At 59.6% G+C, this 25037-nt stretch carries 23 protein-coding genes and 1 pseudogene; 10 read left to right on the forward strand and 14 right to left on the reverse strand.

The genetic code is table 11. The annotated features are described in order from the left end of the window. The first annotated feature begins 130 nt into the window (after positions 1 to 130). From miaB to lnt, 5 genes are all read left to right on the forward strand, one after another. Entirely contained in the window at positions 131 to 1459 is a 1329-nt protein-coding gene (miaB, locus tag AB4O01_RS16350) for a tRNA (N6-isopentenyl adenosine(37)-C2)-methylthiotransferase MiaB (RefSeq protein WP_460089044.1), read from the forward strand. A gap of 193 nt (positions 1460 to 1652) precedes the next feature. Then, positions 1653 to 2651: a PhoH family protein gene (locus tag AB4O01_RS16355; protein ID WP_460089045.1), complete on the forward strand. Its 999-nt coding sequence runs from the start codon at positions 1653 to 1655 to the stop codon at positions 2649 to 2651. Then, positions 2644 to 3138: an rRNA maturation RNase YbeY gene (ybeY, locus tag AB4O01_RS16360; RefSeq protein WP_095122053.1), complete on the forward strand. Its 495-nt coding sequence runs from the start codon at positions 2644 to 2646 to the stop codon at positions 3136 to 3138. The genes AB4O01_RS16355 and ybeY overlap by 8 nt, the downstream gene beginning before the upstream one ends. A 5-nt stretch (positions 3139 to 3143) precedes the next feature. Then, on the forward strand, positions 3144 to 3983 hold the full coding sequence (locus tag AB4O01_RS16365) for an HlyC/CorC family transporter (RefSeq protein WP_007909641.1): 840 nt from the start codon (positions 3144 to 3146) through the stop codon (positions 3981 to 3983). A gap of 17 nt (positions 3984 to 4000) precedes the next feature. Further along, a complete protein-coding gene (lnt, locus tag AB4O01_RS16370) occupies positions 4001 to 5524 on the forward strand; it encodes an apolipoprotein N-acyltransferase (RefSeq protein ID WP_099757263.1) in 1524 nt (507 codons plus the stop codon). Positions 5525 to 5607: 83 nt separating this feature from the next. Here the strand turns inward: lnt and AB4O01_RS16375 are convergent, their stop codons facing one another. Together AB4O01_RS16375 and AB4O01_RS16380 are read right to left on the reverse strand one after the other, a co-directional pair. Next, the gene (locus AB4O01_RS16375; protein WP_095125492.1) at positions 5608 to 6369 is read right to left on the reverse strand and encodes a YdcF family protein; all 762 of its coding nucleotides are present in this window, start codon (positions 6367 to 6369) and stop codon (positions 5608 to 5610) included. A 104-nt stretch (positions 6370 to 6473) separates the two neighbouring features. Beyond that, positions 6474 to 6796: pseudogene (locus AB4O01_RS16380) on the reverse strand (hypothetical protein). A 254-nt stretch (positions 6797 to 7050) separates the two neighbouring features. Here AB4O01_RS16380 and leuS point away from each other — a divergent pair. From leuS to arfA, 4 genes are all read left to right on the forward strand, one after another. Further along, the gene (gene leuS / locus AB4O01_RS16385) at positions 7051 to 9657 is read left to right on the forward strand and encodes a leucine--tRNA ligase (protein WP_257356227.1); all 2607 of its coding nucleotides are present in this window, start codon (positions 7051 to 7053) and stop codon (positions 9655 to 9657) included. An 87-nt stretch (positions 9658 to 9744) separates the two neighbouring features. After that, the gene (locus AB4O01_RS16390) at positions 9745 to 10350 is read left to right on the forward strand and encodes an LPS-assembly lipoprotein LptE (RefSeq protein ID WP_093434604.1); all 606 of its coding nucleotides are present in this window, start codon (positions 9745 to 9747) and stop codon (positions 10348 to 10350) included. 39 nt (positions 10351 to 10389) lie between these two features. Further along, on the forward strand, positions 10390 to 11427 hold the full coding sequence (gene holA, locus AB4O01_RS16395; protein ID WP_093434601.1) for a DNA polymerase III subunit delta: 1038 nt from the start codon (positions 10390 to 10392) through the stop codon (positions 11425 to 11427). A 183-nt stretch (positions 11428 to 11610) separates the two neighbouring features. Further along, positions 11611 to 11775: an alternative ribosome rescue factor ArfA gene (gene arfA / locus AB4O01_RS16400; protein WP_016986126.1), complete on the forward strand. Its 165-nt coding sequence runs from the start codon at positions 11611 to 11613 to the stop codon at positions 11773 to 11775. 51 nt (positions 11776 to 11826) lie between these two features. On the opposite strand, the gene AB4O01_RS16405 is transcribed toward arfA, so the two are convergent. Beyond that, positions 11827 to 12759 carry a hypothetical protein gene (locus AB4O01_RS16405; RefSeq protein WP_093434598.1) on the reverse strand — a complete coding sequence of 311 codons (933 nt, stop codon included), beginning with the start codon at positions 12757 to 12759 and terminating at the stop codon, positions 11827 to 11829. A 241-nt stretch (positions 12760 to 13000) separates the two neighbouring features. On the opposite strand from AB4O01_RS16405, the gene AB4O01_RS16410 reads away from it, so the two are divergent. Beyond that, on the forward strand, positions 13001 to 14323 hold the full coding sequence (locus AB4O01_RS16410) for a lytic murein transglycosylase (RefSeq protein WP_460089046.1): 1323 nt from the start codon (positions 13001 to 13003) through the stop codon (positions 14321 to 14323). A 125-nt stretch (positions 14324 to 14448) separates the two neighbouring features. On the opposite strand, the gene AB4O01_RS16415 is transcribed toward AB4O01_RS16410, so the two are convergent. The 11 genes from AB4O01_RS16415 to rsfS all read right to left on the reverse strand — a co-directional run bounded on the left by AB4O01_RS16415 (position 14449) and on the right by rsfS (position 25000). After that, a complete protein-coding gene (locus AB4O01_RS16415) occupies positions 14449 to 15399 on the reverse strand; it encodes a S66 peptidase family protein (RefSeq protein ID WP_460089047.1) in 951 nt (316 codons plus the stop codon). Positions 15400 to 15572: 173 nt separating this feature from the next. After that, the gene (gene lipA, locus AB4O01_RS16420) at positions 15573 to 16571 is read right to left on the reverse strand and encodes a lipoyl synthase (RefSeq protein ID WP_167394918.1); all 999 of its coding nucleotides are present in this window, start codon (positions 16569 to 16571) and stop codon (positions 15573 to 15575) included. Between the two features lie 25 nt (positions 16572 to 16596). After that, entirely contained in the window at positions 16597 to 17244 is a 648-nt protein-coding gene (lipB, locus tag AB4O01_RS16425; RefSeq protein WP_460089048.1) for a lipoyl(octanoyl) transferase LipB, read from the reverse strand. Further along, positions 17244 to 17519, reverse strand: a complete 276-nt coding sequence (locus tag AB4O01_RS16430) for a DUF493 domain-containing protein (protein ID WP_099757269.1) — start codon at positions 17517 to 17519, stop codon at positions 17244 to 17246. The genes lipB and AB4O01_RS16430 overlap by 1 nt, the downstream gene beginning before the upstream one ends. Before the next feature lie 85 nt (positions 17520 to 17604). Then, entirely contained in the window at positions 17605 to 18762 is a 1158-nt protein-coding gene (locus AB4O01_RS16435; RefSeq protein WP_038361911.1) for a D-alanyl-D-alanine carboxypeptidase family protein, read from the reverse strand. A 187-nt stretch (positions 18763 to 18949) separates the two neighbouring features. After that, a complete protein-coding gene (locus tag AB4O01_RS16440; RefSeq protein ID WP_093434584.1) occupies positions 18950 to 19960 on the reverse strand; it encodes a septal ring lytic transglycosylase RlpA family protein in 1011 nt (336 codons plus the stop codon). Then, positions 19960 to 20970, reverse strand: a complete 1011-nt coding sequence (mltB, locus tag AB4O01_RS16445; protein ID WP_093434581.1) for a lytic murein transglycosylase B — start codon at positions 20968 to 20970, stop codon at positions 19960 to 19962. The genes AB4O01_RS16440 and mltB overlap by 1 nt, the downstream gene beginning before the upstream one ends. A 17-nt stretch (positions 20971 to 20987) precedes the next feature. Next, positions 20988 to 22091, reverse strand: a complete 1104-nt coding sequence (gene rodA, locus AB4O01_RS16450) for a rod shape-determining protein RodA (protein WP_175559619.1) — start codon at positions 22089 to 22091, stop codon at positions 20988 to 20990. Positions 22092 to 22122: 31 nt separating this feature from the next. Beyond that, positions 22123 to 24018, reverse strand: a complete 1896-nt coding sequence (gene mrdA, locus AB4O01_RS16455) for a penicillin-binding protein 2 (RefSeq protein ID WP_093434576.1) — start codon at positions 24016 to 24018, stop codon at positions 22123 to 22125. A gap of 10 nt (positions 24019 to 24028) precedes the next feature. After that, positions 24029 to 24496: a 23S rRNA (pseudouridine(1915)-N(3))-methyltransferase RlmH gene (gene rlmH / locus AB4O01_RS16460; protein WP_003185785.1), complete on the reverse strand. Its 468-nt coding sequence runs from the start codon at positions 24494 to 24496 to the stop codon at positions 24029 to 24031. A 9-nt stretch (positions 24497 to 24505) separates the two neighbouring features. After that, a complete protein-coding gene (rsfS, locus tag AB4O01_RS16465; RefSeq protein WP_016986117.1) occupies positions 24506 to 25000 on the reverse strand; it encodes a ribosome silencing factor in 495 nt (164 codons plus the stop codon). Positions 25001 to 25037: the final 37 nt, after the last annotated feature.

Genomic DNA, 25037 nt, shown 5'->3' on the forward strand with positions numbered 1-25037 from the left:
GGGGGGATAACATCGGGGATAAAAATGAGGGCGCAAACTATAGCATAGCCACCGGACGCGCAGCGGTAGGAACCTGAAGGCTTGTTCCCTATAATGCGCGGTTCTTTGAATCACGTGATGACCCTAATCCATGGCCAAGAAGCTTTACATCGAAACCCACGGTTGCCAGATGAACGAGTACGACAGCTCGCGCATGGTCGATCTGCTGGGTGAACATCAGGCCCTGGAAGTCACCGCGCGTGCCGAAGATGCCGACGTAATTCTGCTCAACACCTGCTCGATCCGCGAGCGCGCCCAGGATCGCGTGTATTCGCAGCTCGGCCGCTGGCGCGAACTGAAACTGGCCAACCCGGAAATGGTGATCGCTGTCGGCGGTTGCGTGGCCAGTCAGGAAGGCGCGGCGATTCGTGATCGCGCGCCGTACGTCGACGTGGTCTTCGGCCCGCAGACCCTGCACCGCCTGCCAGAAATGATCGACGCCGCGCGCATCACCAAAATGCCGCAAGTCGACGTGTCGTTCCCGGAAATCGAAAAATTCGACCACCTGCCCGAGCCGCGTATCGACGGTCCGAGCGCCTATGTGTCAGTAATGGAAGGCTGCAGCAAGTACTGCACGTTCTGCGTGGTGCCTTACACCCGAGGTGAAGAAGTCAGCCGGCCGTTCGATGACGTGGTCGCCGAAGTCATTCACCTCGCCGAAAACGGCGTGCGTGAAGTGACGCTGCTGGGGCAGAACGTCAACGGCTATCGCGGTACGACCCATGACGGTCGTCTGGCTGATCTCGCCGAGCTGATCCGCGTCGTCGCCGCCATCGACGGCATCGACCGCATTCGCTACACCACTTCGCACCCGCTGGAATTCTCCGACAGCCTGATCCAGGCCCACGCCGACGTCCCGGAACTGGTCAAGCATCTGCATTTGCCGGTGCAGTCGGGTTCCGACCGGATTCTCGCGGCGATGAAGCGCAACCACACGGCGCTGGAGTACAAATCCAAGCTGCGCAAACTGCGTGCGGCGGTGCCGGGCATCTGTATCAGTTCGGACTTCATCGTCGGCTTCCCCGGCGAGACAGAGAAAGACTTCGAACAGACGATGAAGCTGATTGCCGATGTCGGTTTCGACTTCTCCTACTCGTTCGTTTACAGCCAGCGCCCAGGTACCCCGGCGGCCGATCTGGCCGACGAGACCCCGGAAGAGTTGAAAAAGGAACGCCTGAACGCCCTGCAACATCGCCTGAATCAGCAAGGCTTTGAGATCAGCCGACAAATGGTCGGCTCGATCCAGCGCATTCTGGTTACCGACTATTCGAAGAAAGACCCGGGCGAGCTGCAAGGGCGCACCGAGAATAATCGAATCGTCAACTTCCGCTGCGACAATCCGACCCTGATCGGCCAGTTCGCCGATGTGCACATCGACGCGGCGCAACCGCACTCGCTGCGCGGCTCGCTGGTCCAGTAACACTGCATTTCCCTGTGGGAGCGAGCCTGCTCGCGAAGGCTGCGACACATTAAACATTCATGTGTCTGACAGACCGCCTTCGCGAGCAGGCTCGCTCCCACATGAACCGTGGTGATTTAAGAGCTTTCGCACCCAGGCCTCTGGCGTTATCCTTGATTTCATCTTAATTGCCCCAGGGCGGCTAAATACGACCTTGAACGCACCCATAGAACCACATCGTTTTATCCTCGAGCCTTTTGAGGCTCGCCGCTTCGCCAATCTGTGCGGGCAATTCGACGAGCATTTGCGCTTGATCGAACAGCGCCTGACCATCGAGATCCGCAACCGCGGAAACCAGTTCGAGTTGATCGGCGACCCCAAGCACACCACGTCTGCGGAAAACCTGCTGCGCCGCCTGTACCGGGAAACCAAAGGTACCGAGCTGTCGCCGGACCTCGTGCACCTGTTCCTCCAGGAATCGGCCGTGGTCGAGCTGGACAATCACGCCCCCGCCGAAGCCTCTGTCGCCCTGCGCACCAAGAAAGGCATGATTCGCCCACGCGGCTTGAATCAGTTGCGCTACGTGAAGGAAATCCTCGGTAACGACATCAACTTCGGCATTGGCCCGGCCGGTACCGGCAAGACCTATCTGGCCGTGGCCTGCGCTGTCGATGCCCTGGAGCGCGAGCAGATCCGTCGCATCCTGCTGGTGCGTCCGGCGGTTGAAGCGGGTGAAAAACTCGGCTTCCTGCCCGGCGACCTGTCGCAGAAGATCGACCCGTACCTGCGCCCGCTCTACGACGCGCTCTACGAGATGCTCGGCTTTGAATACGTGGCCAAGCTGATCGAGCGTCAGGTGATTGAAGTTGCGCCGCTGGCCTACATGCGCGGTCGCACGCTGAATAACAGCTTCATCATTCTCGACGAAAGCCAGAACACCACCGTCGAACAGATGAAGATGTTCCTGACCCGGATCGGCTTTGGCTCCACCGCAGTCATCACCGGTGATATCACCCAGGTCGACCTGCCGCGTGGCACCAAGTCCGGCCTGCATCATGTGATCGAAGTGCTCAAAGACGTGCAGGGCATCAGCTTCACGCACTTCCAGCCTAAAGACGTCGTGCGCCATCCTTTGGTACAGCGGATCGTCGAAGCCTACGAGCGCTTCGAAAACCGTGACGATGCCCCCAAGGACACCTCGCGAAATGCTTGAGCTAGACCTGCAAATCGCGACTGACGCGAACGCGCCGAGTGAGGCCGACTTCCGCCTGTGGTGCGAACTGGCCCTGCGCCAGCGCACCGCCGACTCGGAAATGACCATTCGTCTGGTCGACGAGGAAGAAGGCCGCGAGCTCAATCACACCTGGCGCCACAAGGATTACGCGACCAACGTCCTGTCGTTCCCGGCTGAAGTGCCTGACGAGTTTCTCGACATCCCGCTGCTCGGCGATCTGGTGATCTGCGTGGCCGTGGTCGAGCGCGAAGCCGCCGAACAAGGCAAGGAACTAAAGGCCCACTGGGCACATCTGGTCATTCACGGCTGCTTGCATCTGCTTGGTTACGACCATATAGATGACGAAGAAGCCGAAGAAATGGAAGCACTGGAACGCGAGTTGCTTGCTGAACTGGGCTATCCCGATCCGTACGCGGACGACGAACCCGAAACATCCCCTATCGTTACAACAAAGGATTCAGAGTAATCGCTATGAGCGAAGATCGATCGAGCAACGGGCAGAAGTCATGGCTGGGTAAACTGACCCAGGCTTTTGCCCACGAGCCGAAGAACCGTCAGGAGCTCCTCGAGCTGCTGCGTGATGCACATCAGAACAAACTGCTGGACAGCGAAGCGCTGGCCATCGTCGAAGGCGCCATTCAGGTGGCTGACCTGCAAGTACGCGACATCATGGTGCCGCGTTCGCAGATGATCAGCATCAAGGCGACCCAGACACCCCGTGAATTCCTCCCGGCCGTGGTCGATTCGGCCCACTCGCGCTATCCGGTGATCGGCGAAAGCCATGACGACGTGATGGGCGTGCTGCTGGCCAAGGATTTGTTGCCGCTGATCCTCAAGGAGAACGGCGACAGCTTCAACATCAAGGATCTGCTGCGCCCGGCCACCTTCGTGCCGGAGTCCAAGCGCCTGAACGTGTTGCTGCGAGAATTCCGCGCCAACCACAACCACATGGCCATCGTCATCGACGAATACGGCGGCGTGGCCGGTCTGGTAACGATTGAAGACGTGCTGGAACAGATCGTCGGCGACATCGAAGACGAACACGACGTCGAAGAAGACAGCTACATCAAGCCGCTGCCCAGCGGTGACTTCCTGATCAAGGCCCTGACCCCAATCGAGAACTTCAACGAGTTCTTCGACAGCGAGTTCTCCGATGACGAGTTCGACACTGTCGGCGGCCTGGTGATGAGCGCGTTCGGGCACTTGCCAAAACGCAACGAAATCACTGAAATCGGCGCCTATCGTTTCCGCATCCTGAACGCCGACAGCCGTCGGATTCATTTGCTGCGACTGACCCCTATCGCCCGGTAAGAAATCTAAGGACTGAAATGCGCTGGACAACCCGCCCCGGCTGGCCCGGTAACCTGCTGGCCGTGGCGGCCGGTGCAATCACCACTTTCGCTCTGGCACCGTTCAACATCTGGCCGCTGGCTTTGCTGGCGGTCGGCTTGTTCTATGCCGGTTTGCGCGAGCTGAGTCCGCGTCAGGCACTGGGCCGTGGCTGGTGCTTCGGTTTCGGCCTGTTTGGTGCCGGCACCAGTTGGATCTATTACAGCATCCACCATTTCGGCGGCGCTTCGGTGCTGTTGGCCGGATTCCTGATGCTGCTGTTTACCGCGGCGATCGCCTGGTTCTTTGCCCTGCCGGCCTGGCTGTGGGCGCGCTGGTTGCGCCGTAACGAAGCACCTGTGGCTGATGCCTTGGCGTTCGCTGCCTTGTGGGTCGGCCAGGAAGCGTTTCGCGGCTGGTTCCTCACTGGTTTCCCGTGGTTGTACTCGGGTTACAGCCAGCTCGATGGCCCATTGGCCGGACTCGCTCCAGTGGGTGGCATGTGGCTGGTGTCGTTTGTTCTGGCACTGACCGCAGCACTGATCTACAACGCCCCACGCCTGCTGCAAACCGGCCGCAAAGGTTTTGTTGCCGCAGGTTTGGTGCTGCTGGTTGGCCCTTGGGTGGCCGGCATTGCACTCAAGGGCCATGCCTGGACCAGCCCCTCCGGCGCGCCGCTGAGTGTTGCCGCGATTCAGGGCAACGTCGCGCAAAGCATGAAATGGGATCCGGCCGAGCTCAACGCGCAGTTGGCTTTGTATCGCGATTTGAGCTTCCGCTCGAAACCGGTGGACTTGCTGATCTGGCCGGAAACCGCCGTGCCAGTATTGAAGGAGTCCGCCGAGGGCTACCTGACCATGATGGGTACCTTCGCCGCCGAGCGTAAATCGGCGCTGATCACTGGCGTACCGATCCGCGAAACCGTTCGTCACGAAAAACGCTTCTTCAATGGCATCACCGTGGTGGGCGAAGGCGATGGCACCTACCTGAAGCAGAAACTGGTGCCCTTCGGCGAATACGTGCCACTGCAGGATGTATTGCGCGGGCTGATCGCCTTCTTCGACCTGCCAATGTCCGACTTTGCCCGTGGCCCGGCCGATCAGGCGTTGTTGCAGGCCAAGGGTTATCAGATCGCACCGTTCATCTGCTACGAGGTGGTCTATCCGGAATTCGCCGCCAGCCTGTCGGCGCGCAGTGATTTGCTGCTGACGATCAGCAACGACACCTGGTTCGGCACCTCGATTGGCCCGCTGCAGCATTTGCAGATGGCGCAGATGCGTGCGCTTGAGGCTGGGCGCTGGATGATTCGTGCAACCAACAACGGTGTGACCGGACTGATCAACCCGTTCGGGCAGATCACCGAGCAGATTCCGCAGTTTGAACAGGGCATCCTCTACGGCGAAGTGGTGCCGATGCACAACCTGACGCCGTATCTGCAATGGCGCTCGTGGCCATTGATCATCCTGTGCGTTCTGCTGTTTGGCTGGGCACTGATGGCCAGCCGGATGTCGAAAACGCTTTAAAGCAAAGATCGCAGCCTGCGGCAGCTCCTACACGGGATTTGTATTTTCCCAAGGAGCTGCCGCAGGCTGCGATCTTTTGATCTTCAGCGGTAAAACAGCGAATACCCCACCTGCCCTACCGCTTCATTCAACAACTGCCCGCTCTGCCAGATCGACTTGAACTCCGGCAGCCAGCCACCAAACGGTCTCGCGTTATCGGTTCCGAGAAATCCGACCGGGGCCGGCACCACTTCAAAACCCGCCTGTTGAAAACTCCATACCGATCGCGGCATGTGCCAGGCCTGCGTCACCACGACCACGCGCTTGATCCCCTGCGGCAACAAGATATCGGCCGTGAACTTCGCATTTTCCCACGTAGTGCGGCTCTCGCCTTCCTGCCAGCGCACGGTCACGCCAAAATCGTCGCGCAATGAATCCGCCATCAACTTCGCCTCGGTCGGCGGCGTACCGTAATGCAGGCCACCCGTGGTCAAAATCGGCAAACCGGATGCCTTCGCCAGTCGAGCCGCATACCGCTGACGCTCAAGGCCCACGCCGGTCGGCTGATCCTCTCCCCAGGCCAGATCACCGCGCTCGCGGCCGGAACCCAGCACCACAATCGCGTCAGCGCGCTGCGCCAACGTCGCCCACTCTTCACGGGCCAGCGGTGGCTCGCGTTCCAGAGCTTTCGCGCCCCACTGCACGACCACCGGCAGGCTCATCAGCCACATTCCGCCAAAGCCAATGGCAAAACACAATCCAGCCAGGCGCGGCCGTGAGCGGCGCAGCCACCAAGCGGCCAGCAACAGCAGCAAAAGAATGCCGGGTGGTAACAAAAGTTGTTTGATGAAATAACGAAAAGGCATCGAGCATCTCCACAGATGCCCGAAGCCTAAGAGTGTTAATAAAGCGTTACAACCAATAGGTGGGATCCTGTTGAAAAAGATCCGGTTCTTGACCTGCCATGCGCTTACTTGGCCTGTACAGAGCGAACCTTGACGGTGTCTCTGCCGGGCGCCTTGTCCTTGAGCCAGATGACCTTGGCCGAATGTGCTGCATCGAGCTGCTTCACTGCCTGTGACAAGCATCCGTGCGTTTCACGTTCACTGCGATCCAGATAGGCCTTGACCAGTTTGAACTCGGCGGGGCTCAAGCCACGCAATTCCAGTTCCAGGGGCGCTCGTCGCGCAGCCGGTCAGCGGTTTTTAATGCGTCCAGGGCCATACCAAGACGATCGATCAATCTTTCGTACAACTCGGGTTTCGTCACGTTTTTTTGCCGTTGCTCCACCATCCCTCACCTCATTGAAGATAAGACTCACTCCCCAGTTAGAGCTTAGCTTCGCTGCACAAACCGGCTGCACGCCGCGACCAACGGCCCTCGCCACGGATTTGCCGGGACAAACAGCTGTAATCAGGGTTTCCCTAGGCCGAGCGCGGTCATGTATGCTACGGCGCTTCCTGTAATTCCACTTCCAGCTCGTCCGGGCCAACCCCGGCACCTGCGTTGAAGAGGATTAGGCCCCCCTATCCAGTACAAAAGTAGCCATGCACGAACAATATCAGCCCCGTGAAATCGAAGCCGCCGCCCAGTCGTTCTGGGACGAGCAAAAGTCCTTTGAAGTCAGTGAACAGCCAGGCAAGGAAACCTACTACTGCCTGTCGATGTTCCCTTACCCCAGCGGCAAGCTACACATGGGGCACGTGCGCAACTACACCATCGGCGACGTGATCTCCCGCTACCAGCGCATGCTCGGCAAGAACGTTCTGCAACCTATGGGTTGGGACGCGTTCGGCATGCCGGCAGAAAACGCCGCGATGAAGAACAACGTCGCGCCGGCCAAGTGGACCTACGAAAACATCGCCTACATGAAAACCCAGCTGCGCAGCCTGGGTCTGGCGGTCGACTGGTCGCGCGAAGTCACCACCTGCAAACCGGATTACTACCGCTGGGAACAATGGCTGTTCACTCGCCTGTTCGAAAAAGGCGTGATCTACCGTAAAAACGGCACCGTGAACTGGGACCCGATCGACCAGACCGTTCTCGCTAACGAACAGGTGATCGACGGTCGCGGCTGGCGTTCCGGCGCGCTGATCGAAAAGCGCGAAATCCCGATGTACTACTTCAAGATCACCGCCTACGCGGATGAGCTGCTGGAGAGCCTCGACGAACTGACTGGCTGGCCTGAACAGGTCAAGACCATGCAGCGCAACTGGATCGGCAAATCCCGCGGCATGGAAGTGCAGTTCCCGTACAACGTCGACTCGATTGGCGAAGCCGGCACCCTGAAAGTCTTCACTACCCGTCCGGACACCCTGATGGGCGCGACCTATGTCGCCGTGGCTGCCGAGCATCCACTGGCGACCCAGGCAGCGCAGAACAACCCTGAGCTGCAAGCGTTCATCGCTGAATGCAAGGGCGGCAGCGTCGCTGAAGCCGACGTCGCCACGCAAGAAAAGAAAGGCCTGCCGACCGGCCTGTTCGTCGAGCACCCGCTGACCGGTGAAAAACTCCCGGTCTGGGTCGCCAACTACGTGCTGATGCACTACGGCGACGGCGCAGTCATGGCTGTACCGGCGCACGACGAGCGCGATTTCGAATTCGCTCACAAGTACAACCTGCCGGTGAAATCGGTAGTGCGTACCAGCTCTGGCGACAGTAACCCGGCCCCGTGGCAAGACGCCTATGGCGAGCACGGTACGCTGATCAACTCTGGCGAATTCGACGGCCTCGACTTCGCTGGCGCGTTCGACGCCATTGAAGTGGCCCTGATCAAGAAAGAACTGGGCGCCTCGCGCACCCAGTTCCGCCTGCGCGACTGGGGCATCAGCCGCCAGCGCTACTGGGGCTGCCCGATCCCGATCATCCACTGCGATGCATGCGGTGACGTGCCGGTGCCGGAAGATCAACTGCCTGTGGTACTGCCGGAAGATGTGGTTCCAGACGGCGCCGGTTCGCCGCTGGCGCGCATGCCTGAGTTTTACGAGTGCAGCTGCCCGAAATGCGGCCAGCCTGCCAAGCGTGAAACCGACACCATGGATACGTTCGTCGAGTCGTCGTGGTACTACGCCCGTTACGCCTCGCCGCACTTTGAAGGTGGCCTGGTGGAAAAATCCGCAGCCGACCACTGGTTGCCTGTCGATCAGTACATCGGTGGTATCGAACACGCCATTCTGCACCTGCTTTACGCGCGCTTCTTCCACAAGCTGATGCGTGACGAAGGCCTGGTCAGCTCCAACGAGCCGTTCAAGAACCTGCTGACCCAAGGCATGGTGATCGCCGAAACCTACTACCGTCGCGAAGCCAATGGTGCTTACACCTGGTTCAACCCGGCAGACGTAGAACTCGAGCGTGACAGCAAAGCCAAGGTCATCAGTGCCAAGCTGAAATCCGACGGTCTGCCGGTGGAAATCGGCGGCACCGAGAAGATGGCCAAGTCGAAGAACAACGGCGTTGACCCACAGTCGATGATCGATCAGTTCGGCGCCGACACCTGCCGCCTGTTCATGATGTTCGCTTCGCCACCTGACATGAGCGCCGAATGGTCCGACTCCGGCGTCGAAGGTTCGCACCGTTTCCTCAAGCGCGTCTGGCGTCTGGCGCAAGCCCACGTCACTCAGGGCTTGCCGGGCAAGCTGGACATCGCCAGCCTGAATGACGAACAGAAGGCCGTGCGCCGCGCCATTCACGTGGCCATCAAGCAGGCCAGCCACGACGTCGGCCAGAACCACAAATTCAACACCGCCATCGCCCAGGTAATGACGCTGATGAACGTGCTGGAAAAAGCCGCGCAAAGCACCGAGCAGGATCGCGCGCTGATTCACGAAGGTCTGGAAGCCGTGACGCTGTTGCTGGCACCAATCACGCCGCACATCAGCCACGAACTGTGGAACCAGCTGGGTCACGCCGATGCAGTCATCGACGCCGGCTGGCCGGCAGTGGATGAAAGCGCTTTGGTGCAGGACAGCCTGACCCTGGTCATCCAGGTCAACGGCAAACTGCGCGGCCAGATCGAAATGCCGGCCAGCGCGACCCGCGAAGAAGTTGAAGCAGCAGCCCGCGCCAACGAAAACGTACTGCGTTTCGTCGACGGCCTGACTATTCGTAAAGTGATCGTTGTGCCGGGGAAACTGGTCAACATCGTCGCCAGCTAATTGGATCGGGCGTCAGGCTCGCCTGGCGCCAAGTAAAACCTTTCGGGCCGTACAGTCGGCCCACGTGGTTTCAAGGGGAGCAACACAATGATCAAACGCAATCTGCTGGTGATGGGCCTCGCCGTTCTGTTGAGCGCCTGCGGTTTCCAGCTGCGCGGTACCGGCACCAACGAACTGTCGATCAAGGAACTCGACCTGAGCGCCCGTAACGCCTACGGCGAGACGGTCACGCAACTGCGCCAGGTGCTGGAGTCGAGCGGCGTCAAGGTTTACAGCGGTGCTCCGTACAAGCTGTTCCTGGCTGACCAGCAAGAGAGCCAGCGCATCCTCAGCTACGCCGGTGCCGGTCGTACGGGCGAGTATCAAGTCAGTACTGTTCTGAACTACGAGATCCGTGGCGACAAGAACCTGCAACTGTTGAGCGACAAGCTTGAAGTTCAGAAAGTGTTTATTCACGACGGTAACAACCTCGTGGGCTCCGATCAGGAAGCCAACGACGCCCGTCGCGAAACCACTCGCGAACTGGTCCAACGCATGATGTTGCGTCTGCAGCAACTGACCCCGGGTCAACTGCAGCAGCTGCAGCAAGCCGCCAATGACCGCGCCAAGGCAGAAGCCGATGCGCTGCAAGCGGCACAAAAGGCTGAAGCGGAAACCCCGCGCCAGTCGCCGCTCGAAATACCGCAGCAGTAAGACGTTCGGGGCGCTCAGGCGCCCCGTTCGGCATTTCTTATGAAGCTCGCTCCCGCCCAACTCGGTAAACACCTGCAAGGTGCTTTGGCGCCTGTCTACATCATCAGCGGCGATGACCCGCTGCTGTGCCAGGAAGCCGCCGACGCCATCCGCAGCGCTGCGCGTCAGCAAGGTTTTGATGAACGCCAGGTCTTCGCCGCCGACGCCAATTTCGATTGGGGCACGTTGTTGCAGGCCGGCGCCAGCATGTCGTTGTTCGCCGAAAAGCGCCTGCTGGAACTGCGCCTGCCCTCGGGCAAACCCGGTGACAAAGGCGCCGCTGCATTCATCGAATACTGCTCGCGTCCCGCTGAAGACACGGTGCTGCTGATCAGCCTGCCGAAGATGGATGGCAGCGCGCAGAAGACCAAGTGGGGCAAGGCACTGGTGGAAGGCCAGCAGACCCAGTTCATCCAGATCTGGCCGGTGGACGCCAATCAGTTGCCGAGCTGGATTCGTCAGCGCTTGTCTCAGGCTGGTTTATCGGCCAGCCAGGACGCGGTCGAACTGATTGCTGCACGCGTCGAAGGCAACTTGCTCGCTGCCGCGCAGGAAATCGAAAAGCTCAAATTGATGGCCGAAGGTGGGCAGATCACCGTTGAAACCGTGCAGGCCGCCGTGGCCGACAGTGCGCGGTTCGACGTGTTCGGCCTGACCGATGCCGTGCTCAACGGCGAACCGGCTCACGCTTTGCGCATGCTTGAAGGCTTGCGCGGTGAAGGTGTCGAACCGCCGGTGATTCTCTGGGCGCTGGCGCGGGAGCTGCGCTTGCTGGCTAATATTTCGTTGCAATACAGCCAGGGTACGCCGCTGGACAAGTGTTTCAGCCAGGCGAAGCCGCCGGTCTGGGACAAGCGCAAACCTTTGATGAGCAAAGCCCTGCAACGCTACTCGGCGCAACGCTGGGCGCAGTTGTTGCTTGAGGCGCAGCGTATCGATGCGCAGATCAAAGGTCAGGCTGCCGGCTCACCGTGGATGAGCCTGAGCCGCTTGGCGTTGTTGATGGCTGGCCAGCGTCTGACACTCCCCGCCGAATAACCTGCTCTACCGCATAACGGCCATTCGCGAGCAAGCTCGCTCCCACATTGGAATGTATTCCAAATGTGGGAACGAGCTTGCTCGCGAAAGCGCCAGAACATTCCTACACAACAGAGACTGGACAGACGCCTGACATCGGCAGATTATTTCCCCCGCAAAACCCACCCAATCGAGAGAACCCTCATGAGCAAAAAGCCATCGAAACATGGCCCCAACAAGGCCAAATCCATCGTCGCCCAGCCCCTGTTCCGCAGTCGTCAGGAACGACCAACCAAGGGTAAAGGCAGCTACCGCCGCGAAGCCTTCCAGTCTGACAGCTGGGAGGCTTCTTACTTTCTGGCTGCCTGAAATTCACCCTTTTCCCTCCTCCCTTCCCTCGTTCCGGCTTCTTGTCTTCTGTTATTGAGTCTGGTCTGTCGCCTTAAAGATAAATGACGCTGATTGCTCAAGTGTTTGTGGCAGCGGGATGTAAATGATCGGAATTGTCACCCCTGTCAGTGCCCGGAAACGCCGCTGGTAAAGTTGTGCCCCCGCCAGACCAGTTGGCTTGGTGTAAAAAAAGGCTTCAATCGGCAATTGGCCCGGGATGTTCTGCGCCCAGGTTTTAAGCTTCGTGTCGTTGGGTGTGTTGAATGCATCTGGAGAAACCAGCCGGCCAGCACGCATACCTTCCAGAAACCGTCCAGCTGCTTGGTTATTGACAGAGTCACGCACATTAAATGAACACATTGACTCAAATTTATTGCCGCTAGCAGCGTCGTTTCGATACTTGCTCGCCCACTTGGCTGCCGTGTCAATTATCGGATTCTGTTCCTCGCAGCTTTTACTGGCTACCGGGTATCTGGGATGAGCCGCACAACCTCCATTGGGACGAGCATTTGATGAACCATCAACCGGAAAGAAACACAAAATCTCTATGAGCTGTTTGCCCGGTGGCGTGCTCAGGATGGGATAAAAGATCAATCCACTGTCATATGTATAAGCGAGGCGTTTGACTTTGTAATCCGATCGCAAATAGGTGAACGATACTCCACCGTTGGCAACTGACGTCGGGCTCGGGTTCCAGGCATCGAACTGCGTGGATGGCTCCGTGCCACGCACCAGCAACCCGGAACACAGGAAAGCAGGTTTCGACGCGGCGCCACAATTGTCACGTGTATCTCGATAACGTTTTTCCAACTCCACTGCCAACTGTGCTCCACTGACAGCATTGGCCGAGGCGCCAACCTCCACTGCGGCGCCATCAGAATGCTCATGCTGTTTTTCAAGGGTATTGGAGGAGGAGCATCCGGCCATCAATGCGAGCAACAGTATTGTTGAGAACCTTTTCATTTGAGCACCTGCATCCTAGAGAGATGAGACGCGCGACGGCTGAAGATGCGCGATACCAGGAGGATTAAACGCTTGAAAATATCCATAGAACAGCTGTTAGAACTGACAGTTGAGTGGGCAAGAAAAAGGGGCTACGATTCTCAGTCCGGCTGTGCGTGACAATGCAATTTCTGGCTGGGCAGCCGATTCATTCAGCAGGCATGTTAAGGTCTGCACCTGATTCGTTTTCCTGGAACTGTGCATGCCCCCAAGTCTTTCCCGTCGTTGGCCTGTTCGCCAACTGATCGCTGCCTCCAGCTTCATTCTGCTTGTCGCCTGCGCGGAAAAACCGACCGCCGCCGACGCGCAACCCCTTCAAGCCGCGCCTGTCGCAACGGCCCCAGCGATCATCCCGCCGGTAGTGCCGTCCGCCGACCCTCTCGACCTGCAACCGACTCAAACCTTCGCTGAATGGCAGGCCGGTTTCCGCAAGGATGCCCTGGCCGCCGGAATTCGCGCGGAGCTGTTCGATCGCGCGTTCGCCAATGTCAGCTTCGACGCCAGCGTGATTCGGGCCGACCGCAGTCAACCGGAGTTCTCCCGGCCAGTGTGGGAATACCTCGATGGCGCCCTCTCGCCACTGCGCGTGCGTAAAGGTCAGGCACTGATCAGTCAGTACGCCGACATCCTGCAAAGCATCGAACAGCATTATGGCGTTGACCGTCAGGCGCTGGTGTCGGTGTGGGGCATGGAAAGCAACTTCGGCCAGTTTCAGGGCAGCAAGTCGGTGATCAACTCGCTGGCCACCCTCGCTTACGAAGGCCGTCGGCCGGGCTTTGCTCATGCGCAATTGATCGCTGCGCTGCAGATCCTGCAACAGGGTGACATCACGCCAGAGAAGATGCTCGGCTCGTGGGCTGGCGCCATGGGGCAGACCCAGTTCATTCCGACCACTTACAACACTCACGCAGTGGATTTCGACGGTGACGGTCGCCGCGATATCTGGGGCAGTCCTGCCGATGCGCTGGCCTCAACTGCGCATTACCTGCAAAGCTCCGGCTGGCAACGTGGCCAGCCGTGGGGGTTTGAAGTGCAGCTGCCGAGCAGCTTCAACTACACCCTGGCTGATGGCGCGATTCGCAAGAGTGTCGCCGAATGGCGTCAGTTGGGCGTGACTCTGCCGAATGGCGGTCAGGTGCCAGCAGGCTCTGAACAGCTGTCTGCCGCCCTGCTGCTGCCGGCTGGTTATCGTGGGCCGGCGTTCCTGATCCTCGACAACTTCCGTGCGATTCTCAAGTACAACAACTCCTCGTCGTACGCGCTGGCAGTGAGCCTGTTGTCCGAGCGTTTCAGCGGTGGCGGCTTGATCAACGGCAGTTGGCCAAAAGATGACCTGCCGCTGAGCCGCACCGAGCGTATGGAGTTGCAGACCCTGCTGAGTGCGCGCAATTACGATGCCGGCACGGCGGACGGGATTATTGGCGCCAATACGCGCAAGGCGATTCGCAGTGCCCAGCAGTCATTTGGCTGGCCGGCGGACGGGTATCCGACGCATAAACTGCTGGAAAGCCTGCGTTCCCAGTAGTGGTCAGTTTGTATGGCTGATGGCGCCTTCGCGAGCAAGCTCGCTCCCACATTGGATATCTGTCATTCACAGAACCCTGTGGGAGCGAGCTTGCTCGCGAAGACTGACTGTCAGGCAACCGACTTCTAAGCCTTGATCACCACATCCTGCTCCAGCATCAATTCCTGCTTCCCGGCATCCAGCCGCACCAGCGCCCCCATCGGCAGTGTCAGGTTCGGATCGCAATGCCCGCTACGCCACCCCGATAACACCGGAATCCGCAATGGCTCGAAGGTCTGCTTGAGCAAGCGGTTCAGCGCTTCGACATCCACGCCAGCAATATCCCCAACCAACACCCCGCGCAACTTGGCCAACTTGCCGGCCAGACGCATCTGGGTCAGCAACCGGTCAATACGATATAGCGGCTCGTTGATGTCCTCGATCAGCAGAATCACCCCTTCGACATCAATTTCGTATGGCGTGCCCAGGGTTGCGGCGATCATCGCCAGATTACCGCCGAGCAAGCGCCCATGCGCGATGCCAGGTTCGACGGTAGTCAACGGATACGCCACCGGATGGCTCAACACACTCCCCGCCTTCAATTGCCCACGCAGCATGGCGAAGAACGAAGTCACCGTCGGTGGCTCCTTGTCGCCCAACAAGTCGGCGTTGAGCAGCGGCCCGTGGAAGGTCACGAATCCTGCGTAACGACTGATGGCCAGGTGCAGCGCGGTGATATCGCTGTAGCCAACGAATGGCTTGGCATGGCGGCTCAGCAGGTCGTAATCGATCCGGTCGAGCAAGCGCGGCGTGCCGTAGCCGCCGCGCAGGCAAATGATGGCATCGACCTCGGGATCAGCGAACGCCGCGTGCAGATCGCGCAAACGCACATCGTCACTGCCGGCCAGATAGCCGTCCTTTTCATAGACACCGGGAAACACCTTCAGCCCATAGCCACGGGCGCGCATCCATTGCACCGCCTTGTCGGTGTCCAGAGCACCGGGACCGGCAGGTGCAATAACACCGACCAGCCCCTCTGAAGGCAGTGCGGGCACGGCTCTGTGTGGACAAAGTGTGTGAGTCGGTCGAACGGTCATCCTTGGATCTCCCTGTGAAGTCATGCACACACAGTAGTCAGGTACGGCGGCAAACAGAAGAGGGTCAGCCACGCCGTGGATTGAAGGAAAAATCAGCAGCGAAGGTAATCCGGGCAAAAAAATGCCCGCCGGGCGTTAAAACCTCGGCGGGCATTTTTTCATTCAGCGCCGGATCAGGAACCCAGCAGCTCCGCCTTGACCAGCTTCGCTTGCTCGTCGGCGTGGTATGAAGAACGCACCAGCGGCCCCGAGGCAACGTTTTTGAAGCCCATCTTGTAACCTTCCTCGGCGAACCAGGCGAAGGTGTCCGGGTGCACAAAGCGCTGCACCGGCAAGTGACTACGGGACGGTTGCAGGTACTGGCCAAGGGTCAGCATGTCGATGTCATGTTCGCGCATGCGCTTCATGACTTCGATGACTTCCTCGTCGGTCTCACCCAGACCCAGCATCAAGCCGGATTTGGTCGGAATATGCGGCATCATCTGCTTGAAGCGTTGCAGCAAGGTCAGCGACCACTGGTAATCCGAACCCGGACGCGCAGCCTTGTACAGGCGTGGCACGGTTTCCAGGTTGTGGTTGAACACATCCGGCGGCTCGGCCGCGGTGATTTCCAGCGCGACGTCCATGCGGCCACGGTAGTCCGGAACCAGGGTTTCCAGCTGCACGTTCGGCGACAGTTTGCGGATTTCGCGGATGCAGTCGGCAAAGTGCTGGGCACCGCCGTCACGCAGGTCGTCGCGGTCAACCGAGGTGATCACCACGTACTTGAGCTTGAGGTCGGCAATGGCGATGGCCAGGCTTTGCGGCTCGTTGACGTCCAGTGGCTTCGGACGACCGTGGCCGACGTCGCAGAACGGGCAACGACGGGTGCAGATGTCACCCATGATCATGAAGGTCGCGGTGCCGCCGGAGAAGCACTCGCCGAGGTTCGGGCAAGACGCTTCTTCGCAGACGCTGTGCAGCTTGTGTTTGCGCAGCAGGCTCTTGATCCGGTCGACTTCCGGCGAAACCGGGATGCGCACGCGAATCCAGTCAGGTTTCTTCGGCAGTTCGGTGGTCGGAATGATCTTTACCGGGATGCGTGCAACCTTCTCGGCGCCGCGCAGCTTGACGCCGGCTTCTACCTTGGGACGCGGGGCCGGGCGCTCGGTCACGTCGAGCGTCGGGATCATGGTTTGCACTGCATCAGTAGTCATATCAGTCGATTCCGCCCGTCAGGGTCGTCTGCTCAGCATAGTCGAGGTGTTTGACGAGCTGCGCGCGCAGCCGGGCACTTACCTCGGCAAATTCAATCGATCCTGCGTGGTCGCTCAGCTGGGTCATCGCCAGCCCGGCATAGCCGCAGGGATTAATCCGTCGAAACGGTTCCAGGTTCATATCCACGTTCAGGGCCAGGCCATGAAAGGAACAACCGTGGCGAATCCGCAAACCCAGAGAAGCGATTTTCGCTCCATCGACATAGACGCCGGGAGCATCTGGCTTGGCGGCAGCGATTACGCCGTAGCTGGCCAGCAGTTCAATCAGGCAAAGCTCCATGCGGCTGACCAGATCGCGCACGCCGAAACCCAGCTTGCGTACATCCAGCAGCAGATAGGCCACTAACTGGCCGGGGCCATGATAAGTCACCTGCCCGCCGCGATCGACCTGCACCACCGGAATATCTCCCGGAAGCAACAAGTGTTCGGCCTTGCCGGCCTGGCCTTGAGTGAACACCGGTGGGTGCTCGACGAGCCAGATTTCGTCGGCGGCATCGCTGCCGCGTTCGTTGGTGAAGCGTTGCATGGCATGCCAGACCGGCTCGTACGCCATCTGGCCGAGCTCACGAAAGCCCAGCGTGCCCGGCATCACAACACCATGTGCACGAAGCCGGTCGCCCGCAGTTCGCTGTTGATGTCGTACAGCTGTTCCTGGGTTTTGGCAACGATGTGCAACTGAATGGTGGTGTATTTGCCGTTGCTGCTTTGACGCTCGTCGATGCGCTCATCATTGATGGTCGCGTGTTTCTTGACGATGTCGATGATCTTGTCTTTGTTGCCCACACCGGTATCGCTGATCACCTTAACGGGATAATCCGTGACAGGGAATTCGATCTTTGGCGCCTTTACTTCGGTATCGGTCATGGCGTAACGGCCTCTTGAGCGCAAGCCGTGATAACGCGCATGGCCCCGCACCAGATCGGGGCGGGGCCATGCAGGTCAACACAAATCAGTTGAACAAGCCGTAGAAGAATAGACGGATGCTATCCCACATGCGGCGGAAGATACCACCCTCCTCGACGCCATCCAGAGCGATCAGGTCAGCGCTGTGCACGACCTTGTCTTCCAGTTTGACTTCGACTTTACCGATCACGTCGCCCTTGGCGATTGGCGCGGTCAGTTGCGGGTTCATGGTCATGCTCGCAGCAAGCTTCTTCAGCTGGCCTTTTGGCAGGGTCATGGTCAGGTCTTCAGCCAGGCCGGCCTTGACTTGATTGGTGGTGCCTTTCCACACCGGGGCCTGAGCCAGTTCGGTGCCCTTCTGATAGAAGGTCTGGGTTTCGAAGAAGCGGAAGCCGTAAGTCAGCAGCTTCTGGGTCTCAGCGGCGCGAGCCACTTCGCTGTTGGTGCCGAACACCACGGCGATCAGACGCTGGCCGTCACGTACAGCCGAGGACACCATGCAGTAGCCGGCTTCGTCGGTGTGACCGGTTTTCAGACCGTCAACGGTCTTGTCGCGCCACAGCAGCAGGTTGCGGTTAGGCTGCTTGATGCCATTCCAGAAGAACTCTTTCTGCGAGTAGATCGCGTAGTGAGCCGGGTCTTCGTGGATGATCGCACGGGCCAGGATCGCCATGTCGTGAGCCGACGAGTAGTGCTCCGGGTTTGGCAGACCGGTCGGGTTCATGAAGTGGGAATTGGTCATGCCCAGATCAGTCACAGTCTTGTTCATCAGGTCGGCGAACGCGTCTTCGCTGCCGGCGATGTGCTCGGACAGCGCCACGCTGGCGTCGTTGCCGGACTGGATGATGATGCCGTGCAGCAGGTCGCTGACAGTCACCTGCGAGCCGACTTTGATGAACATCCGCGAACCGCCGGTGCGCCAGGCGTTTTCGCTGACGGTCACCGGATCGTTTTCACCGATCTGGCCGCGACGGATTTCCAGAGTCGCGATGTAAGCGGTCATCAGCTTGGTCAGGCTGGCCGGTGGCAGACGCTGGTCGCCATTGTTCTCGACCAGTACGTTGCCGCTGCTGGCATCCATCAGAACGTAGGCTTTGGCAGCCAGTTGCGGTGGCGACGGCATCATCTCGGCCGCGAAGGCGGCTGGCGAGAGGAGCAGCGGGACTAGCAGACACAGGCGTTTGGCAAAGGTGGTGATGTTCATCCGTCTCTCGAAATCGCTAATGGAAACTGTCCTTGCGGACAAAATTTAATCAGATGACTTTCTAACGAGTCATCGCGTGTTCAGTTGCTCACTCCAGTCACCCTTGCCGGGCTTTTGTTCTTCGACGAGCCAACAACCTGGTTCACCCCCCGATACCGCAAGTGAACCGTCAATCAAGTTCTACGTATTACTCGGTGACCACACTTGGCGAACCAAGGTTGGCCAGGCGCACGCTGTTCTGCACCTGGGCAATTTCACCCGGCGAGCCGATCGGCCCCAGGCGAACCCGGTGCAGGGTCTGTTGATTGCGCACGATCGAGCTGATGAACACCGGAGCGCTCACCATCCCGCTGAGCTTCGACCTCAGCAGTTCTGCAGCGTCCGGGTTGGCGAACGCGCCCACCTGCAGATACTGGCCAGACGCTGGTGCAGAAGCGTTTTTTTTTGCACTCATCGGCACAGGGACGGTGTCGGAGGCATGTTGCTGCGGTGGTGGCGTCCATTGCTCGACGGTGCCGGCCGAGGCCGTGATCACCGGGGCGCTATTCTGCGCGACTTGCGGCTCGTTGAGCATCAAAGGCGCCGGACGGCCCTTGGCGGCCCACCATTGCTGAGGATCGATGCCTTCGACCTTGACCCGCGCGGTGCCGATTTCGGCATAACCGAGCTTCTTCGCCGCAGCATAGGACAGGTCGATGATACGGTCGGAATAGAACGGCCCACGGTCGTTGACCCGCAGGATCACGCTCTTGTTGTTGTCCAGGTTGGTCACCCGAACGTAACTTGGCAGTGGCAATGTCTTGTGGGCGGCACTCATGCCGTAAAGGTCGTAGACCTCGCCGTTGGCCGTGTTCTGACCGTGAAACTTGGTGCCGTACCAGGACGCCGTGCCCGAAGCCACGTAGGTCTTCGATTCCTGCAGCGGGAAGTAGGTCTTGCCCAGCACCGTGTACGGGTTGGCCTTGTACGGACCGGTGTGCAGGGTCGGCGTGGCGTCCGGGATGCGCGACACATCGACGTCCCACCACGGCGCGCCATCTTTATGCGCACGGTTGATGTCCAGGCCCGGCTGGGCACGCACAGCGGTCGTGGTGGTTTTCTGAGTCGGCGAACGGCTGGTCGAGCAACTGGCGACCAGCACCGCCAACGCAGCGAATGCCACCAGCTTCAGGGGTTTATTGTTAGGCAATGCCCGCATTACTTGACGCCCCGTGCTTGTACCAGCTGTTCAGACAGTTGATGTACGGCCATGGCGTACATCACGCTGCGGTTATAACGCGTGATCGCGTAGAAATTCTTCAGGCCCATCCAGTATTCAGGGCCGTTGTCGCCTTCGAGGCGAAATGCAGTAACCGGCATATCATCGCGCAGCGCATCATGACTTGACCAGCCCAGCGCCCGCAACTCTCCAACGGTTTTCGTCGGCTCAATGCCGGTGGTCAGGCCTTCATCGACCTGCTCGCCGCGGACATCGGCACGGCTGACCACCGGCTCACCGGCGACCCAGCCGTGACGCTTGAAATAGCTCGCGACGCTGCCGATCGCATCATCCGGGTTGTTCCAGATATTGATGTGGCCGTCACCGTCGAAATCCACCGCGTAAGCGCGAAAGCTGCTCGGCATGAACTGCGGCAGGCCCATGGCCCCGGCGTACGAGCCTTTGAGGGTCAATGGATCGACCTGCTCTTCACGCGCCAGCAGCAGGAACTCACGCAGTTCCTTGCGGAAAAATTCGGCACGGGGAGGATAGTCGAAACCGAGCGTCGACAAGGCATCGATCACCCGGTAATTACCGGTATTACGTCCGAAAAAGGTTTCAACGCCGATGATCGACACGATGACTTGTGCCGGCACGCCGTATTCCTGCTCGGCCCGGGCCAGGGTGGCCTCGTGCTGACGCCAGAAGTCCACACCACGGGCGATACGCGCGTCGGTGATGAACATCGGACGGTATTCTTTCCACTGCTTGACCCGCTCGGCAGGCCTGGAAATGGCGTCGAGAATCGCCTGCTTGCGCTGAGCTTCGCGGAACACCGCCATCAGCTGCTCACCAGCAAAACCGTAGTCGCGGGTCATTTCACCGACGAACTCGGCCACCTGCGGCGAGCCTTCGTATTCGCCGGCCAGCGCTTCCTGCACGCTGCCCAGCAGGCCCATCAGGCCTACCAATGGCGCGCATCGAGTCGCCCAGCCACGCATAACTTGCATTGAACTCTTCACCTTATTCAAACCTGTGCGATCCACTTGCGATGGGTATGGATCGACATCAAAACCCCAAACGCTGACAGCAGCGTCACCAGCGAAGTTCCTCCGTAGCTAATGAACGGCAACGGCACCCCTACAACCGGCAACAGGCCACTGACCATACCGATGTTGACGAAAACGTAAACAAAAAACGTCATGGTCAACGCGCCGGCGAGCAATTTGCCGAACAGCGTCTGGGCTTGAGCGGTAATCACCAGCCCCCGGCCAATCAGCAACAGATAGATCAGCAACAGCGCGCAGATACCGACCAGACCGAACTCTTCGCCGAGTACGGCAATGATGAAGTCGGTGTGGCTTTCCGGCAGGAAGTCCAGGTGCGACTGAGTGCCGAGCAGCCAGCCCTTGCCGAACACGCCGCCGGAACCGATCGCGGCTTTCGACTGAATGATGTTCCAGCCGGTGCCGAGCGGATCGCTTTCCGGGTCGAGGAAGGTCAGGATTCGCTGCTTCTGGTAGTCGTGCATGATGAAAAACCACATCGCCACCGACACCGGGATCGCCGCCGCCAGCACGCTGAGAATCCAGCGCCAGCGCAACCCGCCCATGAACAGCACGAACGCACCACCGGCGAGAATCAGCAGCGAAGTGCCGAGGTCAGGCTGACGGACGATCAGGATGAACGGCACACCGATCAGCATCAGGCTGATGCCGACATGCTTGAGTTGCGGCGGCAACGTGCGCTTGGACAGATACCAGGCGATGGTCGCCGGCATCAGGATCTTCATGAACTCCGAAGGCTGGAAGCGGATCACCCCGGGGATGTTGATCCAGCGCGTCGCGCCCATGGCGTTGTGGCCCATGATGTCCACCACCATCAGCAGCACCACGCCAATCACATAACCGAGCGGTACCCAACGGGCCATGAAACGCGGTTCGAACTGGGCGATGACGATCATCGACACCAGACCGATACCGAACGAAGTGGCCTGTTTGGCCAGCAGATCCCAGCTTTTGCCACTGGCCGAATACAGCACGAACAGGCTGCCGGCGGCGAGGATCAGCAGCAGGATCAACAACGGGCCATCGATATGCAGTCTTTGCAGCAGCGTCGCGCGGCGACGCATCACATCCTCACTGGAGAGCATGCGATCAAAGTTATTCATCACGGGCCGTAGCCTCCGCACTGATTGGGCTGGCGTATTCGGCCTTCAAACGTCCGTCCTGATCGAGCAGCCAGGCATCCATGACCTGGCGCACCACCGGCGCGGCAACGCCGGAACCGGACTCACCGTTCTCGACCATCACCGATACGACGATGCGTGGATCGTCGGCCGGAGCAAAACCGACGAACAAGGCGTGGTCGCGGTGGCGCTCCTGAACCTTGGAACGGTCGTACTTCTCGCCCTGTTTGATCGCCACGACCTGCGCGGTACCCGACTTGCCGGCGATGCGGTATTGCGCGCCGATCGCCGCTTTGCGCGCGGTACCACGGGCACCGTGCATGACCTGCTGCATGCCGTGGTTGACCTTGGTCCAGTCCGACGGATCACGCAGGACAATGTCCGGCATCGGGTTTTCATCCACCGGCTTCACCCCTTCGAGGGATTTGGCCAGGTGCGGACGGTTCCACACGCCTTTGTTGGCCACCAGCGCTGTGGCTTGTGCCAACTGCAGCGGAGTCGATTGCATGTAGCCCTGGCCGATCCCGAGGATCAGGGTTTCGCCGGGGAACCACGCCTGCTTGCGCGTCGCCCGCTTCCACTCGCGGGACGGCATCAGACCTGGGGATTCTTCGAACATGTCCAGCGAGACCTTCTGGCCGATGCCGAACTTGTTCATGTAAGCCGACAGCCGATCGATGCCGAGCTTGTGGGCCAGGTCATAGAAGTAGGTGTCGTTGGACCGCATGATCGCCGTGTCGAGGTCGACGAAACCGTCACCGGTACGGTTCCAGTTACGGTACTTGTGGTCATAGTTGGGCAGCATGTAGTAGCCAGGGTCGAATACCCGGCTCGACGCAGTGACCACACCGGAATCAAGGCCAGCAATTGCCACCGCCGGTTTGATCGTCGAGCCCGGCGGGTACAGACCGCGCAACACGCGGTTGAAGAGCGGCCGGTCGATGGAATCACGCAACTCGGCATAGGCCTTGAAGCTGATCCCGGTGACGAACAGGTTCGGGTCGAAACTCGGCTGACTGACCATCGCCAGCACTTCGCCGGTCTTCGGATCGAGCGCAACTACCGCACCACGACGTCCACCGAGCGCAGCCTCCGCGGCTTCCTGCAACTTGATGTCCAGGCTCAGAACAATGTCCTTGCCGGGAATCGGATCAGTGCGCTTGAGCACGCGCAAGACGCGGCCGCGGGCGTTGGTTTCGACTTCTTCGTAACCGACCTGACCGTGCAATTCCGGCTCGTAGAAACGCTCGATGCCGGTCTTGCCAATGTGGTGGGTGCCGCTGTAGTTGACCGGATCGAGGGTCTTCAGCTCTTTCTCGTTGATCCGCCCCATGTAGCCGACCGAGTGCGCAAAGTGCGCGCCCTGCGGATAGTGACGAACCAGCTGCGCCACCACTTCTACGCCGGGCAGCCGGAACTGGTTCACCGCAATCCGGGCGATCTGCTCCTCGGTCAGCTCGAACAGGATCGGCACCGGCTCGAACGGTCGGCGCCCCTGACGCATGCGTTTCTCGAAGATCACCCGGTCCTCAGGCGTCAGCTCCAGCACTTCGACGATGACGTCGAGCACTTGCTGCCAGTCGCCGGAGCGCTCGCGGGTCATGCTCAGGCTGAAGCTTGGACGGTTGTCCGCCACCACCACGCCGTTGCGGTCGAAAATCAACCCACGGGTCGGTGGAATTGGCTGCACATGGACACGGTTGTTTTCCGAGAGCGTCGAGTGGTACTCGTACTGGATCACCTGCAAGTAATACAGCCGCGCGATCAACACGCCGATCAGCAACATGATCGCAATGGCCCCGAACACGACGCGGCTACGCACCAGGCGTGCGTCCTTTTCGTGGTCCTTGATGCGGATCGGCTGAGACATGTGGGCTGGATTACTTGTGGTAAGGGTGACCGGACAACACGGTCCAGGCACGATACAACTGTTCGCCGATCAGGATCCGCACCAACGGGTGCGGCAACGTCAGCGGCGACAACGACCAGCGCTGATCGGCACGGGCGCAGACTTCAGGCGCCAGCCCTTCCGGGCCACCGACCATGAAATTGACCGTGCGCGAATCCAGCCGCCAACGGTCGAGTTCGACCGCCAACTGCTCGGTGCTCCAGGGTTTGCCGTGGACTTCCAGCGTGACGATCCGCTCGTTCGGCCCGACCTTGGCCAGCATGGCTTCGCCTTCCTGGCGGATGAATCGGGCCACGTCGGCATTCTTGCCACGGGTATTGAGCGGTATTTCCACCAGTTCCAGCGCCAGCTCGGACGGAAGACGCTTGGCATATTCATGCCAGCCTTCTTCCACCCACTTGGGCATGCGTGAACCGACGGCGATCAGGCGCAGTCGCACAGCAATCCCTTACAGCTGGTCTTTGTTGAGCTTGGTGAAATGCTCGTGGGTGTTTTCCGGGCTGTGATGCTTGGCGTCGGCCGCGCGGCTTTGCTCGGCACCGGCCCACAGGCGTTCCAGGTCGTAGAACTGACGTGCCGAGGCGGTCATCATGTGCACGATCACCAGATCCAGGTCGAGCAGCACCCAGTCACTGTCGCCCTTGCCTTCTTCGCCCAGCGGCTTGGCGCCCTGCTTTTTGACTTCTTCGCGAACCTTGTCGAGCATCGCGTTGATCTGGCGGTTGGAAGTACCGGTGGCGATGATCATGTAGTCAGTGATGCTCTGCTTGTCGCGAACATCGATGATCTGGATGTCTTGTGCCTTGACGTCTTCCAGGGCAGCCACGGCCAGTTTGACCAACTCGTCGCCTTTCAGCGGCTCATTGGTGTTGACCGGTTCTGGCAGCGGGGCGCTCTTGAATGTGCCTTTGCGCTTTACTTTGGTTTGGTCTTTGTCAGTCATATAAAACTCGTTTTGCTCGTATATTCGGCGGCTTGGC

It is taken from the genome of Pseudomonas sp. S2_E02, from assembly GCF_054668355.1.